Origin of the sequence: Streptomyces sp. Ag109_G2-15, from assembly GCF_900215565.1 — a bacterium.
GTDB lineage: Bacteria > Actinomycetota > Actinomycetes > Streptomycetales > Streptomycetaceae > Streptomyces > Streptomyces diastatochromogenes.
Window position 1 is genome coordinate 640,662 of sequence record NZ_OCNI01000002.1, and the last position, 16,735, is coordinate 657,396.

The 16,735-nt window shown below is 72.5% G+C and carries 17 protein-coding genes, 1 pseudogene and 1 riboswitch; of the genes and pseudogenes, 7 read left to right on the forward strand and 11 right to left on the reverse strand.

The annotated features are described in order from the left end of the window. Nucleotides 1–3: 3 nt before the first annotated feature. On the reverse strand, nucleotides 4–318 hold the full coding sequence (locus tag CRP49_RS49445; protein WP_373560427.1) for a hypothetical protein: 315 nt from the start codon (nucleotides 316–318) through the stop codon (nucleotides 4–6). Here CRP49_RS49445 and CRP49_RS47295 point away from each other — a divergent pair. Then, nucleotides 305–451, forward strand: a complete 147-nt coding sequence (locus tag CRP49_RS47295; protein ID WP_179851992.1) for a hypothetical protein — start codon at nucleotides 305–307, stop codon at nucleotides 449–451. The two genes, CRP49_RS49445 and CRP49_RS47295, sit on opposite strands and share 14 nt — an antisense overlap. A 190-nt stretch (nucleotides 452–641) precedes the next feature. On the opposite strand, the gene CRP49_RS39410 is transcribed toward CRP49_RS47295, so the two are convergent. Next, nucleotides 642–896 carry a hypothetical protein gene (locus CRP49_RS39410; RefSeq protein WP_097258188.1) on the reverse strand — a complete coding sequence of 85 codons (255 nt, stop codon included), beginning with the start codon at nucleotides 894–896 and terminating at the stop codon, nucleotides 642–644. Nucleotides 897–928: 32 nt separating this feature from the next. Beyond that, nucleotides 929–3,097 carry an acetoacetate decarboxylase family protein gene (locus CRP49_RS48970; RefSeq protein ID WP_101375460.1) on the reverse strand — a complete coding sequence of 723 codons (2,169 nt, stop codon included), beginning with the start codon at nucleotides 3,095–3,097 and terminating at the stop codon, nucleotides 929–931. A 235-nt stretch (nucleotides 3,098–3,332) separates the two neighbouring features. Here CRP49_RS48970 and CRP49_RS39420 point away from each other — a divergent pair, with 235 nt between their 5' ends. Further along, complete coding sequence (locus CRP49_RS39420; protein ID WP_218893018.1) at nucleotides 3,333–4,340, forward strand: acyl-CoA desaturase; 1,008 nt, start codon at nucleotides 3,333–3,335, stop codon at nucleotides 4,338–4,340. Here CRP49_RS39420 and CRP49_RS39425 read toward each other — a convergent pair. Beyond that, the gene (locus CRP49_RS39425; RefSeq protein ID WP_097258190.1) at nucleotides 4,324–4,782 is read right to left on the reverse strand and encodes a flavodoxin family protein; all 459 of its coding nucleotides are present in this window, start codon (nucleotides 4,780–4,782) and stop codon (nucleotides 4,324–4,326) included. The two genes, CRP49_RS39420 and CRP49_RS39425, sit on opposite strands and share 17 nt — an antisense overlap. A gap of 122 nt (nucleotides 4,783–4,904) precedes the next feature. Between CRP49_RS39425 and CRP49_RS39430 the strand changes: the two genes are divergently transcribed. Then, entirely contained in the window at nucleotides 4,905–5,546 is a 642-nt protein-coding gene (locus CRP49_RS39430) for a bifunctional 2-polyprenyl-6-hydroxyphenol methylase/3-demethylubiquinol 3-O-methyltransferase UbiG (RefSeq protein WP_257033789.1), read from the forward strand. Between the two features lie 86 nt (nucleotides 5,547–5,632). After that, a complete protein-coding gene (locus CRP49_RS39435) occupies nucleotides 5,633–6,328 on the forward strand; it encodes a lipoprotein (protein ID WP_097258192.1) in 696 nt (231 codons plus the stop codon). Between the two features lie 21 nt (nucleotides 6,329–6,349). Here CRP49_RS39435 and CRP49_RS39440 read toward each other — a convergent pair whose 3' ends face one another. The 4 genes from CRP49_RS39440 to CRP49_RS47300 all read right to left on the reverse strand — a co-directional run bounded on the left by CRP49_RS39440 (nucleotide 6,350) and on the right by CRP49_RS47300 (nucleotide 11,067). Further along, nucleotides 6,350–7,006: a GNAT family N-acetyltransferase gene (locus tag CRP49_RS39440; RefSeq protein WP_097258193.1), complete on the reverse strand. Its 657-nt coding sequence runs from the start codon at nucleotides 7,004–7,006 to the stop codon at nucleotides 6,350–6,352. 119 nt (nucleotides 7,007–7,125) lie between these two features. After that, nucleotides 7,126–9,177: a DUF1996 domain-containing protein gene (locus CRP49_RS39445; protein WP_257033790.1), complete on the reverse strand. Its 2,052-nt coding sequence runs from the start codon at nucleotides 9,175–9,177 to the stop codon at nucleotides 7,126–7,128. A 314-nt stretch (nucleotides 9,178–9,491) separates the two neighbouring features. Next, nucleotides 9,492–9,664, forward strand: a riboswitch (cyclic di-AMP (ydaO/yuaA leader). 476 nt (nucleotides 9,665–10,140) lie between these two features. Continuing rightward, nucleotides 10,141–10,353: a hypothetical protein gene (locus CRP49_RS46635; RefSeq protein ID WP_143670093.1), complete on the reverse strand. Its 213-nt coding sequence runs from the start codon at nucleotides 10,351–10,353 to the stop codon at nucleotides 10,141–10,143. Nucleotides 10,354–10,590: 237 nt separating this feature from the next. Then, entirely contained in the window at nucleotides 10,591–11,067 is a 477-nt protein-coding gene (locus CRP49_RS47300; RefSeq protein ID WP_143690612.1) for a hypothetical protein, read from the reverse strand. Between the two features lie 66 nt (nucleotides 11,068–11,133). Between CRP49_RS47300 and CRP49_RS39450 the strand changes: the two are divergent. Continuing rightward, nucleotides 11,134–11,571, forward strand: a pseudogene (locus CRP49_RS39450) (C40 family peptidase); the annotation flags it as partial. A 22-nt stretch (nucleotides 11,572–11,593) separates the two neighbouring features. Here CRP49_RS39450 and CRP49_RS39455 read toward each other — a convergent pair. After that, nucleotides 11,594–12,658, reverse strand: coding sequence for an NAD-dependent epimerase/dehydratase family protein (locus CRP49_RS39455; protein WP_257033791.1), 1,065 nt, complete (start codon nucleotides 12,656–12,658; stop codon nucleotides 11,594–11,596). Between the two features lie 166 nt (nucleotides 12,659–12,824). Between CRP49_RS39455 and CRP49_RS39460 the strand changes: the two genes are divergently transcribed. Beyond that, the gene (locus CRP49_RS39460) at nucleotides 12,825–14,189 is read left to right on the forward strand and encodes an FAD-dependent oxidoreductase (RefSeq protein WP_097258195.1); all 1,365 of its coding nucleotides are present in this window, start codon (nucleotides 12,825–12,827) and stop codon (nucleotides 14,187–14,189) included. Between the two features lie 119 nt (nucleotides 14,190–14,308). Further along, entirely contained in the window at nucleotides 14,309–15,274 is a 966-nt protein-coding gene (locus CRP49_RS39465) for a DUF1152 domain-containing protein (protein ID WP_097258196.1), read from the forward strand. A 15-nt stretch (nucleotides 15,275–15,289) separates the two neighbouring features. Here CRP49_RS39465 and CRP49_RS39470 read toward each other — a convergent pair whose 3' ends face one another. Beyond that, nucleotides 15,290–16,309, reverse strand: a complete 1,020-nt coding sequence (locus CRP49_RS39470; RefSeq protein WP_097258197.1) for a hypothetical protein — start codon at nucleotides 16,307–16,309, stop codon at nucleotides 15,290–15,292. After that, entirely contained in the window at nucleotides 16,306–16,683 is a 378-nt protein-coding gene (locus CRP49_RS39475; RefSeq protein ID WP_097258198.1) for a PadR family transcriptional regulator, read from the reverse strand. Before CRP49_RS39475 ends, CRP49_RS39470 begins: the two co-directional genes overlap by 4 nt. Between the last annotated feature and the right edge of the window lie 52 nt (nucleotides 16,684–16,735).

Here is a 16,735-nt window from a genome sequence, read left to right on the forward strand (position 1 = left end):
ACGTCACTGACGAACGGTCACACCCAGCGTCCGTACCGCGCACGACCAGGCGTCGGCGAGGGCGGTCTCCAGGTCGTCCAGCGGCCGGGGCGAGTCGGCCAGCGGGGCCGGGCCGATGTGGACGTGGACGCGGGGGCGGCGGACGGGGGCGGTGGCCCAGCCGGCCAGTTGCTTGACGCGGCTTCCGGAGGAGACCCGGCGGGCGCCCGCGTGCCCGATCGGGACGACCGGGGCCCCGCTGGACAGGGCGAGGCGGACGACGCCGGACTTCAGGCGTCCGGGCAGGCGGTCGTGCGAGGACGAGGTGCTGCTGCCCATCGAGACGCGCAGTGTCGCCCTCGGCCGCGAGCTGCGGCTGGCCCCGTACAACGACTACCGCGCCTACTACGGCTTCCCGCGGATCACCGACCCGCGGCAGACATCTTCGTGGACGCGTTCTCGGAGGCGCTGAACAACCCGCTTCTCGCACCACGTCTGTTCGGGCCGTCGACGTTTTCCCCCGAGGGCCTGCGGATCGTCCGGGAGACCCGCGGCTTCTCCGACCTGGTGCACCGCACCTGCCGGAGGACAAGGGGCGTTGCTTCGTCTCGCTCGGCCGGAGCGCGGCGGACACCCGGGCCACCGCGCTCTGAGCAGATGCCTCAGGCTCGCGCGTGTGCGAGCAACGCCTCGGCGGCGGTGCGCAGTTGCTCCGCCGCCGTGCCGCAGGCGGCCGCCTGCTGTTCCAGGGTGGGGCGGCTCCACTCGGGTACCGCCGGGCAGCCGGTCAACGCGGACGCGGTGGCGAGCAGCCGCCGGGCGTAACCCGCCATCAGGTCGGCGTCGGCGCGCAACTTTCCTGCCTGGTCGAGGAGTTCGTCGGCCGACGGCAGCGTGCGGGGGGACTCGGTGACCATGGTGGCTCCCACTCACGGGTGTGCGGACGGGTTCAGCGCGGCAGGACTGCGCCGGCGCTGCGGTGGAGCATGAACTGCGGGCAGGACAGCACGAAGAGCGGCCGGGCCGCGTCGATGCCGAGCCGGCGCAGCTGCCCGGCCATGGGTTCGGCCGCGGCGGTGTCCAGGCGCAGCCGAACGCCGGTTCCGGTGTGCAGCCGCAGCCGGCCGTGGGCCCGGACCAAAGTGCGCACGGTGCTGTCGCCGCGCCGGCCGTACAGGACCCAGTCCGCCTCGGGGCAGCGCAGGCCCGGGCCGAGGCGGCCCTCGACGGTGAGCCCGAGTTCCGGCGCGGTGACACCGACGTCACGGTTCATCAGGTCGACCTCGGCGGCGGTGCGGACCGCGGGCTGGCCCCAGACCTCCTGGGCTACGACGCGGGACTCCTCGCTGCTCACCGCGAGGGAGAGGACGTAGCGGCCGGTGCGGCGCAGGTCCACACGGCGCAGCAGGTCGGTGGCGACGTCGAACGGGCGTGGCCGCCACAGGTCGTCCACCAGCACCGAAAGGGCGATCTCGGCATAGGGGCCGATCGTGGAGCAGCGGTGCTCGTACAGGGACAGCACCGCGAGCGCCCGCCGGCCCAGCCGGCTCGGCACCAGCCAGGTGACGTCGGGCAGCAGGCTGCGCGCGGCCGCGGCGTCGACGGCGAAGCAGAGGTGGGCGGCGGAGGAGTCGTAGTAGCGCACCGGGACGTCGACGGGTCCGGTCGTGGTGGCCAGGGAGGTGGTGGGGACGGTGAGGAAGGGGTAGCCCTCGGGCGGGTGGGCGCGGTCCTTGAGCTGGTAGGCCCGGGTGCGCACCACCGGGCCGCGATAGGGGGTGAGCGCCTCGTCGACGTCCTCGCGGGCCTCGGGGATGACGGTCCGCAGGTGCTCGATGTACTCCCGGATCATGTGGCACAGCGGGAACTCGTGGGTGGGCCCGGTGTAGTCGACCTCGTACCAGTTGGGGTGCGGGTTGAAGCCGGAGCCCGCTCCCCGGCCGTCGAGGACGGGCACGATGTCGTGCTGGTTGGTGATAGTGGCGACCCAGGTACGCGGGTCGGCGGGCTTCTTGTTGTCGACCGGGGAGCCGACCGCGATCACGTGCGTGACCCGGTAGGCGCGGCAGAAGTCCTCGTTCTGCGCCAGGTTCATCACCGCGATCCCGCCCTCGCTGTGCCCGATCAGGGCGAGGTCGGCGCCGCGCGGGATGCCGTAGTCCGCGAGGGCGAGCAGGATCGAGCGGGTGTAGGGCGAGTCGGTCATGAAGAGGTTGCGCCAGGCGCCGACGAAGTCCTGCGGGGAGTCGTGGCGCGGCCGGCCGGGCGCCATGCCGGGGGCCTGGACGACGTACCGGACGACGCCGTCGGGGCCGCGCACGTTCTGCACCAGGATCCGCCCGTCGGTGGACAGCACCTCGATGTTGCGCAGGAAGCCGAGGAGGGAGCCCTCGGTGGCGATGGTCTGCCGCTCCTGGTCGGTGAGGTCGACGGCCTCGGCGGCGCCCTCTCCGTGGTCCATGCCCTTGAGGTGGGAGGCGCTGATGCCGCGCAACGGGTCGGCGGACAGCTCACGGCCGGCGGCCAGTGCCCAGCCGGTCTCGTCGTTCTTCGGGTCCTCGTCCAGCAGGGCGCGGATGGCGAGGAGTTCGGCCATCAGGGGCGCGAGCCCGGACAGGGCGCGCTGGGCGCCCTGGTCCCTGAACAGGGCGCGCAGGGCCCGTACGGCCTCCGGGCCGCGGTCGGCGGTGACGGCGTCCAGCAGCCGGCGCATGCCCGGGTCGCGTTCGAACTCGGGGTGGTCGAACAGCACGGCGGCGATCCTCAGGCGCAGGGAGGTGACGGCCACCAGCGCGGCCAGGCTCTCGCGGCCCAGCGCCTCCCCGGCCGTGCCGAGCACATGCCCCACGCCCTTCGGTGCCGTGATCGCGGAGCCGCCGAGGCCCTCCTTGTTCGTCAGGGCCCGCAGCAGCACCCACTGGGCGACGAGACCGGTACGGGGACGGCGGCGCGCGGAGGTGGTCAGGGCCGGCGCGAACAGCGCGGTGCTGGTGCGTGTGGACACCTCGCGGATGCCCTCGGCGACGTCCACCACGTCCCGTGCGCACCGGCGCAGCAGCTCCTTGGTGTCCTGCTCGTCCTGGGCGGTTCGTCCGCGTATGTGGCCGTCCGCTCCCATGCGACGCTCCCTCGACTCGACGACGTTCGACGGTCTACGACCGCGCCCCTGGGACGCGGCCACCCATCCATCGTCGGCCAGGGGCACCGCACCCGCACCTTCATCCATCCAGGTAGAGGATGTGCGCCGGTCCCGTATCCCCGTGCGCGCCTGGGCCGGGGCCGGATGCGGCTCCCGCATAATCGCCGCACATGACCCCCTCCACTTGCCCGCTCCTCCTCGCGGGAGGTGCGCCGTGAGCGCCGCCGCCGAACACCCGAACGGCCTACGGGCCCCGCTCCCCGACACCGTCCCGGTCAGCCGTGCGACGCGCACCGGTTCCCTGCTCCTGATCGTCGCGGCACCCCTGGTCGTACTGGCCGCGGCACTGCCCGTCGCTCTCGTCGAGGGCTGGGGGCCGCGCTGGTACGACGTGCTCCTCGGCGTCGGCATGTACGCGTTGTCCATCATGGGCATCACCGCCGGCTACCATCGGCACTTCACCCACCTGTCGTTCAAGGCGAAACGGCCGCTGCGGATCGCCCTCGGGTTCGCGGGCGGGCTGGCCATGGAGGGGCCGGTCACCCTGTGGGTGGCCGAGCACCGGCGCCACCACCAGTACGCCGACCGGGACGGCGATCCGCACTCGCCGTGGAAGTACGGCACCACCCGCCGGGCCCTGTTCAAGGGGCTCTGGCATGCCCAGGTCGGCTGGTTCTCCTCCTCCACGGTCCGCTCCAACTACCCGCGCTACGCCCCCGATCTGCTCGCCGATCCGGATGTGCGCCTCCTGGACCGCTGCTACGGGGCGACCATCGCCGTCTCCCTGGCCCTGCCCCCGGCGCTGGTCCTGGTCTGGACCCGAGACTGGCGGGCGGCGGCGGTCACCTTCTTCTGGGCGAGCCTGGTCCGGTACGCGGTGGTCCACCATGTGACCTGGTCCGTCAACTCGATCGCGCACGTCTTCGGTCCGCAGCACTACGCCACCCGCGACCAGTCCCGGGACGTGCACTGGGTGGCGCTGCTGACCTTCGGCGAGGGCTGGCACAACCTTCACCATGCCGACCCCAACAGCGCCCGGCACGGCGGGCTGAAGGGGCAGCCGGACCTCACGGCCTGGCTGATCGCCCGGTTCGAGCGGTGGGGCTGGGCGTACGACGTGCGCTGGCCGGACGAGCGGCGCATGGCCTCCCGGCTGCTCCTGGAGGGGGCCCACATGAAGATCGCTCCGGTGGCGGGCCGGCCGTTCAGGCCTCGGTCATGAGTCCGGCCGCGACCGTGGCGCCCAGCTCCCAGCAGGCCTGCACATCGGCCTTGCCGGGTTCGCCGGTGACGGTCACCGCGTCTGCGGCGCGGCGCCAGCCGAGGCCGGTGGTGAGGGCCTCGATGGCGCGGACGGCGCCCGTGACGTCGCTGCCGCCGTGGACGTAGTAGCCGAAGGGCCGGCCCCGGGTCTCGTCCAGGCAGGGGTAGTAGACCTGGTCGAAGAAGTGCTTGAGGGCGCCGGACATGTAGCCGAGGTTCGCCGGGGTGCCGAGGAGATAGCCGTCGGCCGCCAGGACGTCGGAGGCGGTGGCGGACAGGGCGGCCCGCCGCACGACACGGACGCCCTCGATCTCCGGTGTGGTCGCGCCGGAGACGACGGCCTCGAACATGGCCTGGCAGTTGGGCGAGGGGGTGTGATGCACGATCAGCAAGGTAGGCACGTCCCGAACCCTGCCCTGCCGGTGCCACGGCCCGCAAACGGCGTCCGGCGCGCGGCATGGTGAGCCCCGGGCCGGAGGTGCGACGATGCCGGGTACCTGGACGCGACACGGGAGGAGTCGTCTTGGGCGAGGACGAGCAGCGGGCACCGGCCGCCGTGGTGTTCGACGCGCTGGGTCTCGACTACGAGAAGGCGTTCGCGTCGTCCGAGGCGCACCGGGCCTCGCTCCGGTGGCTGCTGGACCGGCTGGAGCCGGGCAGCCGGGTACTGGACGTGGGCAGCGGGACGGGACGGCCGACCGCGCAGACCCTCGCGGAGGCGGGGCACAGCGTGCTGGGCGTCGACGTCTCCCCGGTGATGGTCGACATCGCCGCCCGACAGGTGCCCGAGGCCGAGTTCCGGCTCGCCGACATCCGTGAACTGCCGCTCGCCGAGGGCTCGTTCGACGCGGTGTGCGGGTACTTCTCGCTGCTGCAGATGTCCCGTGCCGAGCAGTCGGCCGTCGTGGGTCGCATGGCGCGGGCGCTGCGGCCCGGCGGGCTCGCGGTGCTGGCCACCGTGCCACTCGACATGGAGGACGTCGAGGGGGTGTTCATGGGGCAGCCGGTACGGGTGACGAGCTTCGCCGCCGGGGACTTCACGCAGCTGGTGACCGGTGCGGGCCTGACGGTCCTGTCCGAGGAGCACGCCCTGTTCTCCCCGGCGCACCCCGACGCCGTACCCGAGCCGAATCTGTTCCTGTACTGCCGGCGGGACGGGGACTGAGCCCCCTTACTGAGCCTCTTTATTGCGTACGGCGCTGTCGGTGCCCTCGGTTACAGTGGCCGCGCTGAACAGGAGGGGAGACGACAGTGCAGGTCAGAGTGGGGTCCGTGCGAGGCCGGGTGGTCCAGGCGGTGGTGCTGGCGGCGGTACTGGCAGGCTGCTCGCAGTCGCCGGACGGGGACGCGAAGGCGTCGGGGAGCCCGTCGGCCGCCGAGAGCGCGGGAGCGAACAGTGCGGTCGCGGCGCGCGGCGGCACCGTCGGCGCCGCGCGGTCGGCCTGCGAACTGCCCGTCAGCTTCGACATCGCCAAGCGCTGGAAGGCCAAGGGGATCGACGCCGAGAAGGAGCTGTCGAAGGCGTCGAAGGGGTCGGACGGCGACCTGAGCGGAGCAGTCGCCGACTCCCTCCTCCGGCAGGGCCCGGTCACCACCGCCTGTGAGATCGACGCCAAGCCCGCCGGCAAGATCGGCTTCCTGCGGGTGTGGACCGGCGAGCCGGGCGACGCCGACGCGCGCACGGTCCTGCGGCAGTTCGTCGCCGCCGAGGACAACACCAGCAAGGAGAAGTACCGCTCCTTCAGGACGGCCACCGGCCTGTCCGGTGTGGAGGTGGAGTACCTCTACACGAGCAAGCTCCTGGAGGAGACGAAGAAGGAGAGCGCGCTTGCGGTCTCCACGCCCGACGGCCCGGTCGTGCTGCACCTCGGCGGGATGGACACCGAGGAGCACAACGCCATGCTGCCCGCGTACGAACTCGCCAAGCAGACCCTGCGCGTCCTCTGACAGGCACCTCCGGGCGGGTGCTCAGTCCGTGGTCGTGGCCCGGCCCAGATACGTGAGCGGGCCGGGGTCCGCGACCGGGATCTCGTGGAAGCCGAGCCGGTCGTAGAACGCGCGGGCGGCCGTGTTGACGGTGACCATGCCGAGGTGGACGGCCGGAACGCCCTGTGCGTGCAGGGCGTTCAGCAGTGTGTGCATCAACCGGCGGCCGTAGCCGCGCCCTTGCCAGGACGGCAGCAGGTCGATGTGCAGGTGGGCCGGGTAGGCGGCGAGTTCGGGTACGAGCATGCGCTCCGGGCGGTGCAGGAGGCCGATCATCTCCTCGCTGAACGTGCGGGGCGGCGCGGTGGGTTCCGGGTAGCGGTCGGCCAGCCGGGGGATCCAGGTCCGCCGGAAGTCCTTGACGAACCGCTCGGTGTCCGCCGTGCCGACGACGTACCCCACCGCCCGGCCTGCGCCGTCGTCCAGGACGAAGGCCAGCTCCGGGTCGAAGCGGCAGTAGGGTTCGGCGAAGATCGACGGCATCAGGCGCAGGTCCGGACACAGGGCGCGGGAGTCGCCGCCGTTGAGCGCGGTGCGGACGCAGATGTCGGCGACGGCGTCGCGGTCGGTGGGGTGGTAGGCGCGGATGGCGGGGCGGGGGTCCGTTGGCGGCGTGCGGACCTCTTCATGTGGTGGCATGCGGACATCTTCGGGTGCATGGGAGCGCTCCCACAAGTAGCGGGCGGGCTCCGGACGACGGAACGGCGGCCGCACCGCTGGAGGGTGGGGCCGCCGTTCCGTCGTTCCGTGACGTGCCGTCAGTACCGCAGGCGCTTGGCCCGGATCAGCATGATGAGGCCGGACAGGGCGAGCAGCGTACCGATGGCCGCGGGCCACAGGTGCGCTCCGGTCTCGGCGAGGCCACCCTGGACGGCCTGGGGTTCGGTCTGTGCGGCGGGGGGCTGCGCCTGTGCGGCCGGGGACTGGGCGGCCTGACCGCCGGCAGGGGTCTGGGTGGCCTGGCCGACCTCGCCGGCGCCCGAGTCGGACGGTGCGGTCGAGGCGGCCTTGTCGGCCTTCGCGGGAGCGGTCTGCTTGCCCTCGCTGTCCTGCTTGGTCCGGCCGTCCTGCTTGGTGGACCGACTGTCGTGCTTGGCGGGCTTGTCGTGCTTGGTGGTGTCCGCCGGCGAGGTCGTCGTGTAGGTCCTGGGCTCCTGCGTCGAGTCGGAGGAAGCCGGGGCAGGCTCGGCCGGGGCGCTCGTGGCGGGGTCGGCCGTGGCGCCGCCGGTGCCCGTGCCCGGGGCGTCCGTCGCACCGGTGTCGTCGCTCGGGCTCGGGGCCGTGGTGGCTCCGGAGTCGTCACCGCCGCGGGGTCCGCAGGTCCGGCCGGAGTTGATGCAGTCGACCATCTCGCGCATCAGGTCCTCGTCAAAGACGTTGATGAAGTCGCCGTGGTCGGTGACCGGCTTGTGCAACTGCTCGGGGAAGGAGTCCACCGCGAACAGCGGCACGGTTCGGCCGCCGTCGTTCAGGCTTGGCGCGGCGACGTCGTAGACGATGCGCTGGACCAGCTGCGGGATCGCCTGGAAGCCCTCGGGGCAGGAGCCGTCGGGGCCGGCGAAGGCCACATGGGTGCGGTGGTTGGCGCTGTCGATGTTGCGGCCGTCCCAGCAGCTCTGGAAGCGGAAGGTGCGCACCACGTCGCTACCGGACGGACACAGCGGGTACTTGTCCTTCAGCTGCCGGTCCTCGAAACCGGTGCAGCTCCAGGAGGCGTTGGCGTTGGTGGGGCCGTTGACGAAGGCCTTGGCGTCGCCGGTGATGATGCGCAGCAGGCGGGGCATCGCGGTGACCTTGCCGCGCGGGTTGCCCACGAACGTCAGCGTGACCTGCTTGGCCGTGACGATCTGGCCCGCGTTGCCCTCGGTGCCGCCGCCCGGGGCACCCGCGTCCCGTTCCTGCTTGCCGTTCTGCAGCCGCAGCACCGGCCAGTAGTACGTGGACTTGTCGCCCTGGTCCACGCAGCTGGTCTTGGCGTCGGCCAGGTCGTCGTCGCTGGCGAAGGCGTTGTTGGACTGGTTGCCGATGTAGTCGTGGAAGTGGTGGGCGCCGTTGGAGACGCCGGGGGCGACGATCACGTTGTCCGAGTTGAACAGGCCGTTGGCGTTGACACCGCACTCGGAGGTGAAGGTGCCGCGCGAGGCGTCGGCCTGCTGGGGCGGGTTCGGCACGTTGGGCTGTACGGCGGTGATGTCCGCGTAGTCGGAGGCGACGGGGCCGTTGCCGGCCTGGCCTGCGCCGTTCTGGCCCTGGCCGGCGCCCTGTTGGGCTCCGTCGGCCGGGGGTGCGCTGCTCTGGCCGGCGCTGCCGGTGTCGCCGCCCGTGTCGTCCTGGGCGGGGCGCAGGGTGCAGGCGGCCAGGGATTCCAGTCCTTCCGGCCGGTCCCCCACCTGGTCGATGGCGACCGCGATCCGTTCGATGGTGGCCGACCGCTGCTCCTTCAGCGGGTTCATGATGGGGCCGTCGGCGGCCGTGGGGTCCTGGCGGACGGACTCGGCCGACGCCTGGAGTTGCTGGTAGGCGGCCGCGATCTGCTGGTCCAGCTGGGCGAGTTCGCGGTCGACGTCCGCGCGGGCCCCGTCCGGCACCGCCGTCAGCCGGCTGCCGACGTCCGGGCAGTCGATCGTGGCCATGCCCGCGGACCTGACCTGTCCGGTCGCGTCGGGGCCGCTGTCCCCGCCCCATGTGCCGTCGGCGGCCGAGGCGTAGACGTTCGCCGCGACGAGACCGCCTCCGCCCAGGATCAGGGCGACCGCGGCGAAGGTCGCGCGTCGAGCACGGGTCGGGCGTCTGCGCGTGTTGCGTCCCACGGAAGTACCTCTGTGTGTGTCGGGCGGCTCGGCATGGAAATCCCCCGCCCCATACGGATCCGAGCGCCCGAGTGTTCAGGCGTCCCGTGAATTCATCAGAATCTCATAGGCACCGAGCTCGCGCCCTGTCGCACCGGGCTTGCGCCCCGCCCCCCCCCACACAGGGCTCCCGGAAGGCGGCTCGTCTCGAATAGCAAGACGAACATCACATATATGTATCGGACATTACGCACTTCAACCTTCACACGCGCCACACAAATTGGCTAGGTTGACGACCAGGCCGCACGGCTCCCCCTGGCGAACCACGCCGGGCCGCGTGGCCTCCGCCGAATCCGGCGCACCCTGGGGTGCGGCTGGAGCCGGGGACCCGACCGACTTCGGGGTGAATCGGCCAACGCCCTTCAGGGCGACGGCCGTCGGGCACGCCTTCCGGAACCGACCGCCCGAACCCGACAGCTGACTCGGTAGGCGGAGGACGGAAGGAGTGCGCCCCTTCATGGCGTCGGACAGCCGCGACGAGGTTCGGCAGCGGATCAACTCCCTCTACAACCAGGCCGAGGACGCGACGGGGAACTTCAACGCGACGCGGGCCATGGCCGGGGCGACGCGGTCCCGTGGTGTTCCGCTGGCCAAGCGGCCGAACCGGCGCTCGGATCCGGCCCTCGACGAGGTGGCCCGGCAGTGGTTCGACGCGGCGCGCGCCAGGCTCGGCCCCTCCGTACCCGCGGCCCTGCCGGCGGACCGGATGCCCGACCGGCCGACGGCCCCGGCCCGCTCCGTGGACCGGGCGGACGGCGGTCGCCCCGGTGGCGACCGGGAGACGCCGGGACGCGGTCTGCCTGAGTTGCCCGCCGGGCCTTCGGGGCGGACGGGTGCCCGTGCGCTGCCGGAGCTGCCGAGTGGTGCCGCCGCCGAGCTGACCGCTCGGTCCCTCCCCGAACTGACCAGCCGGGTCATGACAGTTCAGGCCGACCGCACCGCGCTGGAGCTGCCCGGCCGAGCCGCGGCCGAGCTGCCGAGCCCGGCCATGCTGGAACCGGCGGGCCGGGCCTCCGCGCAGACGGCTGCCCTCCCCGTCGCCGCTCTGCCCGCCGCCCCGGCGGCACCGCCGCAGGAACCCCGGGCGCTGCCCGCCCCCGCCACCGGGTCCCGGCGGCCCGCCCCGGCGGCGTCCAAGGCGGAGAACCGCCGCAAACTCGCCGCGGCCCGGGACCTGTTGTCCCGCGGCACCGCCCTGCGCGCCGCGCTTTGGGCCACTCCCGCGCCGGACGCCCTGAGTACCGTGGCGGGGCAGGCACCACGGCCGACCGAGGACCAGTGGCGCGCACCGCAGTGGGCGGCACCCGGCGTGTTCCCGGCGCAGGAGGCAGCCGCATCGCTCGGCGCCGCCGCACTTCCCACGGGCACCGAGCCCTACAACCCTCCCGCCGCCACGGCCGCCCTGTCGGACACGGGCTCCTTTGCCGCACCCCTGACTGCGGCCCTTCCGACCGACACGGGGTCCTTCGCCGCGCCGCTCACCGTCGATACCGGGGCCTTCGCCGCACCGCTCCCGACCGACACCGGGGCCTTCGCCGCGCCACTCCCGACCGACACCGGGGCCTTCGCCGCACCGCTCCCGACCGACACCGGGGCCTTCGCCGCACCGCTCCCGACCGACACCGGGGCCTTCGCCGCACCGCTCACCGTCGATACCGGGTCGTTCGCCGCACCTGTCATTGCCAACACCGGCACCTTCACCCCGCCTCCAGCCGCAGCCGCACCCCTCGCGACCGACACCGGCGCCTTCGCAGCCCCCGGCACCGCCAACACCGGGTCCTTCGCCACACCCCTCCCAACCGACACGGGCTCTTTCGCCGCGCAGCTCACCGCCAACACCGGCACCTTCACCCCACCCCCAGCCGCACCCGCGCCCACCCCCTCCCAACCGACACCGGCGCCTTCGCCGCGCCCATCGCCGCCGCCCTCACGACCGACTCGGGCTCGTACGCAACCGTCACCCCGCCCCCCGCCCCCACCCCGGAGTCGTCCCGCGCCCTGCGCGCCGAGAAGGCCATCGCCTTCGCTCGGGCGCAGATCGGGAAGCCGTGTGTGTGGGGTGCGACCGGGCCGGACTCGTACGACTGCTCCAGCCTCACCCAGGCGGCGTGGAGGGCGGCCGGGGTCACGCTGCCGCGGGCCGCGCACCAGCAGGCACTCGGCGGGACGCCGGTCACGCTCGCCGGTCTCGAACCCGGTGACCTCGTCCTCTTCTTCGACGACGACCGGCATGTGGGCCTGCACGTCGGCAACGGCATGATGATCCATGCGCCGGGCCCGGGATCGTCCATCCGCGAGGAGTCGATCTACGGCGCCGGGGAGGCGGCGATCCACCGGGTGATCCGGCCGGCCTGACGCGGCCGGCCACGCGCCCGCCTCACCCCTGGTTGCGGCGTCGCGCGCGCCAGCTTTCGTAGTGGTCCAGCAGGGTCTCCGAAACCGGCCGGTAGGCGAGGCCCAGTTCGTCGATGCCGCGGCGGTTGTCGACACGGAAGCGGATTCCGAGGTGCTTGCCGATGTAGTCCTGCGTGAGGCCGAAGGCGGGGCCCAGGATGCGTACCGGCCAGTGCGGGAGCGCGGTGCGCGGCAGGCGTGGGTCGTAGGGGTGGCGGGTGCGGATGATGCGTGCCATCTGGTGGAACGACGTCATCGTCTCGGCCGCCACGATGTAGCGGCCCTTGGCGCCGGGATTCTCGGCGGCCGCGATGTGCGCGTCGGCCACGTCCCGTACGTCGGCCGTGGTGAAGCTGAAGTCGGGGGCGCCGTAGCAGAAGTAGCCCTTGAACAGCTCGTCGAGGAGGAAGAGGCTGCCGGACTCGGACGCGGGCGTGAGGGAAGGTCCCAGGATCAGGCCGGGGTTGACGGACACCATCCGCCAGCGGTCCTGTGCCGCCTCGGCGTCCCAGGCGGCGCGTTCCGCGACGGTCTTGGCGTAGTGGTAAGGGTTGTTCCCGGCCGTGCTGGTGGTGTTGAAGTAGCGCTCGGACAGCACCTGGCCGTCCATGTGCCGGACGTCCGCGTAGTCACCGAAGACCGCGCCCACGGTGGAGGTGAACACCAGGGTCCGGACCTCCGGGGTCCGCTCGATGCTCGCCAGTACGTTACGGGTGCCGAGCAGCGCCGGGTCCACCACGTCCCGCCGGGCGTCCCTGATCCGCTCCGGCATGAGGAACGGTGAGGCCACGTGGAAGACGACCGGGCAGCCGCGGAACGCCTCGTCGAACGAGCCCTCCGTCAGCAGGTCCGCCTCGAACAGCGTCAGTCGACCGGGGAACGCCTCCTGCATCTCCCACAGCGGCCGCACCTTCGCCGCGTTCGCGGTGCTGCGTACGGTGGTGCGGACCCGATAGCCACGCTCCAGCAGCCGTCGTACGAGATGGCTGCCGACGAAGCCGCTGCCGCCGGTCACCACGACGGTCGTCGCGTCGCCCCGTCCCCCCACGCGCCCTCCCTTCACAAGAGACCCCATAAGGGACCCCATAAGGGACCCCTGGACAAGTCATAAGATCCACTTATGAGGTCATAGACCGGACCCGTGTACTAACTTAGGGCTGCCTTAGTCTAGGCTTCCCACTCGAGTAACTGATCACGCTCGAAGGGAACTGATCATGCCGCGCCCCCTGCGGGTAGCCATCGTCGGAGCCGGCCCCGCCGGGATCTACGCCGCCGACGCCCTGCTCAAGTCCGAGGTGGCCGCCGAACCCGGCGTTTCCATCGACCTCTTCGAGCGGATGCCCGCCCCGTTCGGCCTGATCCGGTACGGCGTGGCGCCCGACCACCCGCGCATCAAGGGCATCATCACCGCCCTGCACCAGGTGCTCGACAAGCCGCAGATCCGCCTGTTCGGCAACGTCGACTACCCGAACGACATCAGCCTGGACGACCTGCGTTCCTTCTACGACGCGGTGATCTTCTCCACCGGCGCGACGGCCGACCGGGAGCTGCGCATCCCGGGCATCGAGCTGGACGGCTCGTACGGCGCCGCCGACTTCGTGTCCTGGTACGACGGCCACCCGGACGTGCCGCGCACCTGGCCGCTGGAGGCCGAGAAGGTCGCCGTGCTCGGCGTCGGCAACGTGGCGCTCGACGTGGCCCGGATCCTCGCCAAGACGGCGGACGAGCTGCTGCCGACCGAGATACCGCCGAACGTCTACGACGGTCTGAAGGCGAACAAGGCGCTGGAGATCCACGTCTTCGGCCGCCGAGGCCCGGCGCAGGCCAAGTTCAGCCCGATGGAACTGCGCGAGCTGGACCACTCCCCCAACATCGAGGTCATCGTCGACCCCGAGGACATCGACTACGACGCGGGCTCGATCGAGACCCGGCGCGGCAACAAGCAGGCCGACATGGTCGCCAAGACCCTGGAGAACTGGGCGATCCGGGACGTCGGCAACCGGCCGCACAAGCTGTTCCTGCACTTCTTCGAGTCGCCCTCGGAGGTCCTCGGCGAGGACGGCAAGGTGGCCGGCCTGCGCACCGAGCGCACCGCCCTCGACGGCACCGGCAACGTCAAGGGCACCGGCGAGTTCAAGGACTGGGACGTCACCGCGGTCTACCGCGCCGTCGGCTACCTCTCCGACAAGCTGCCCAAGCTGCCGTGGGACATCGAGTCCGGCACTGTTCCGGACCAGGGCGGCCGGGTCATCGAGGAGAGCGGCAACCACCTCCAGTCGACGTACGTCACCGGCTGGATCCGGCGCGGCCCGGTCGGCCTGATCGGCCACACCAAGGGCGACGCCAACGAGACCGTGGCCAACCTGCTGGACGACTACGCGAACGGCCGTCTGCACACCCCGGACTCCCCCGCGCCGGAGGCTGTGGACTCCTTCCTCGCCGAGCGTGAGATCCGCTTCACCACCTGGGACGGCTGGTACAAGCTGGACGCCGCCGAGCGGGCACTGGGCGAGCCGCAGGGCCGCGAGCGCGTGAAGCTCGTCGAGCGCGAGGACATGCTGCGGGAGAGCGGGGCCTGATTCCCGCGAGCGCCCTGGGAGACTTCGGGAACGAGTGCGAGGAGTCCGACGAGTCCCATGACTCGAACGACTCCGACGACTCCAACGAAGGCTCCCAGGGCCCCTGTTAGGGTCCTGCGGTGTTCTCTCTGCGTGAGCCCCTCTTCTTCACCCGCCTGCGCGAGGCGCGCCGGGTGCTCGTCGCCGGTGCGGGCGGCGGTTTCGACGTCTACGCCGGACTGCCCCTGGCGTTCGCCCTGCGGTCGGCCGGTGCGGAGGTCCATCTGGCCAACCTGTCCTTCTCCGACCTCTACGGCCTGAGCCTGGACTCCTGGGTGGCGGAGGACGTCGCCGCCGTCCGCCCCGACACCCAGCTGCGCGGCGACTACTTCCCCGAGCGCGCGCTCGCCCGGTGGCTCGGCGAGCAGGGACTGCCCGACACCGTGTACGCCTTTCCGCGCACGGGTGTCGAACCGCTGCGCGCCGCCTACCGGGCGCTCCTCGACCATCTGGGCGGCGTGGACGCCGTCGTACTGGTGGACGGCGGGACCGACATCCTCATGCGCGGGGACGAGCACGGGCTCGGCACGCCGGAGGAGGACATGGCGAGCCTGGCCGCCGTCGCCGGTCTCGACGAGGTCCCGCACCGGCTGGTGGCCTGCCTGGGCTTCGGGGTGGACGCCTATCACGGCGTCAACCACTCCCTGTTCCTGGAGAACCTGGCCGCTCTGGACCGCGAGGGCGCCTACCTGGGGGCGTTCTCGCTCCCCCGGGAGAGCCAGGAGGGCGCCCTCTATCTCGACGCGGTGGCGCACGCTCAGCAGTCCCACGAGAGCTACCCCAGCATCGTCCACGGCTCGGTCGCGGCCGCCGTGCGCGGGGACTTCGGCGACGTGCGGTTCACCGAGCGCACCCGGGACAGCGAGCTGTTCGTCAACCCGCTGATGTCCCTCTACTTCTGTGTCGACCTGCCCGCGCTGGCCCGTGCGAACCTCTACCTCGACCGGTTGGCGGGCACGATGCTGATGCGGCAGATCAGCTCGGTGATCGCCGGGTTCCGTGAGGAGCTGCCGCGGCAGCGGGCGCCCCGGGCGTTCCCGCACTGAGCCGGGGCGCGCCGGTCACGACAGGCCCGGCTCGGCCGCGACCAGGTCCCGGCGGCCGACCACCGCCAGCGCGACGGTCAGCACGGCGAGCGCGGCCGTCTGCGCGAGACCGCCGCCGAGGTAGGCGGCGGGCACCTCGGGCACGTGCAGCCAGGGGTAGAGGGCCGCGACCCGCGCTGTCAGGATCAGCAGGCCGAGGGCGGCCAGGGCGAGCGCGCCGCCGGGCGTCGCACCGTCACGGCCCCGGGCCTGCCACAGGAGCCAGCCGAGCGCGCCCACGACGAAGCAGCTCGCGGGCGCCCAGGCCAGGTCCGCGGCGGCGGGCAGCACCACGCTGGACGCGCCCATCACCACACACGCGCTCATGAAGACCAGCCCGGGTGTACCCGCGGGCAACCGGGCCGGGGGCGCGTCCCGGTGGTGGGCGGCGCAGAGCGCGAGGGCGGGCAGCCAGGCCAGGAGCCCGAAGGCGGTGGCGAACGTCGGGTCCGCAGGGACCAGCGCGCCCGTGAGCGGGCCGAGCAGCGGCCAGAGGGTGGGCAGCGCCGCGAGCAGCGCGGACGCCCGGGCGAGGCGGCGGCGGTCGTGGAGGAGGGCGAAGTACGCCACCGTCCACAGCAGCGGAAGCGTCCACTGGGCGGCGGTGACCACCGCGGTGAGCAGTCCCTGGTCGGTGAACTGCGACAGGAACAGGTGCTGCCCGGGGCCGCCCCGGCCGACGGCCCAGCCCAGTTCGAGGACCAGGTCGGCGGCCGCGGCGGCCGCCTGGAGCAGCACGGCGAACAGCGCGAAGAGCCGGACGGTCGAGCCGAGGAGGACGTAGCGGCGCGGCGCCCCGGGCGCTCCCAGCCGGCTGCGCACGGCGAGGGCGGCGATGCTCGCCACCTCGCCCAGGGTGGGCCGGCTCTGGTCCTGTGTGTCGGGGTCGACGTCCCACAGGTACGTCTCGACCATCTCCTCCTCCCGTTCGCGCCGGTAGTAGGCGGGGAGCAGGCGCAGAACGGTGCGGTAGCGGGATTCCAGGAGCGTGGTCATGCGAAGCCTCCCGCGAGTCCGGGTGCCGTGGGGGGTTGGGGGGCGGTGTCGGCCGGGGCGGCGGCCCGGCGGCCCTCGGCGATGCGCCGCTTGGCGGCCCCGGCGCCGGCGGCCATGCGCTCCGCCTCCGCGTCGAGGGCCGCCACTCCGTCCTCGGTGAGCCGGTAGTAGCGCCGCAGGCGGCCCTGCTGCACCTCCTCCCGGTCCAGCACGATCAGTCCGTCGGCGGTCAGCCGGTCCAGTACCCCGTAGAGGGTGCCGACCCTCAACTGCACCTCCCCGTCGGACAGTTCCTCGACCTCGCGCAGGATGCCGTAGCCGTGCCGCGGCTGATCGGCGAGCGCCGTGAGGACGAAGAACGCCGCTCGGGTCATGTTCCTCGATGCCATGGAAGCAGAATATCTCGGCTGCCGATATATATCGAGA

Coding starts and splice junctions, on each gene's coding strand:
- CRP49_RS39460 (WP_097258195.1), top strand. CDS start 12,825: ATGCCGCGCCCCCTGCGGGTAGCCATCGTCGGAGCCGGCCCCGCCGGG.
- CRP49_RS39410 (WP_097258188.1), bottom strand. CDS start 896: ATGGTCACCGAGTCCCCCCGCACGCTGCCGTCGGCCGACGAACTCCTC.
- CRP49_RS39470 (WP_097258197.1), bottom strand. CDS start 16,309: ATGACCACGCTCCTGGAATCCCGCTACCGCACCGTTCTGCGCCTGCTC.
- CRP49_RS48970 (WP_101375460.1), bottom strand. CDS start 3,097: ATGGGAGCGGACGGCCACATACGCGGACGAACCGCCCAGGACGAGCAG.
- CRP49_RS49445 (WP_373560427.1), bottom strand. CDS start 318: ATGGGCAGCAGCACCTCGTCCTCGCACGACCGCCTGCCCGGACGCCTG.
- CRP49_RS39475 (WP_097258198.1), bottom strand. CDS start 16,683: ATGACCCGAGCGGCGTTCTTCGTCCTCACGGCGCTCGCCGATCAGCCG.
- CRP49_RS39440 (WP_097258193.1), bottom strand. CDS start 7,006: ATGCCACCACATGAAGAGGTCCGCACGCCGCCAACGGACCCCCGCCCC.